At 56.3% G+C, this 238-nt stretch carries 1 protein-coding gene; it reads right to left on the minus strand.

What is annotated here, in order from left to right; genetic code table 11:
• Positions 1–238 (minus strand): pantoate--beta-alanine ligase (locus tag ACRHNM_RS18075; protein ID WP_431138011.1); only part of this gene is annotated, 238 nt, incomplete at both ends.

Raw genomic sequence — 238 nt, forward strand, 5'->3', positions numbered from 1 at the left:
AAGCTTCCACTATGGTCCCCACGCCGTCAAAATGCCCGTCCCGGAAGGCGCCTTCCATCACCTGGTCGAGCCCCCGGAAGTTGTATTTCCTGGAAACCACCGAATCTCCGTACATTTCAGATACCGCAGGGGCAAAAACGTGCAAATCCCCGGAAATGTCCCGGAGCTTGTCCAGGTCGCTTTCCAGGGTGCGGGGATATTTGTTCAGGTCTTCCGGGTTGTTGAACTGGGTGGGGTT

The organism is Psychroserpens mesophilus (assembly GCF_050617655.1).
GTDB classification, from domain to species: domain Bacteria; phylum Bacteroidota; class Bacteroidia; order Flavobacteriales; family Flavobacteriaceae; genus Psychroserpens; species Psychroserpens mesophilus_A.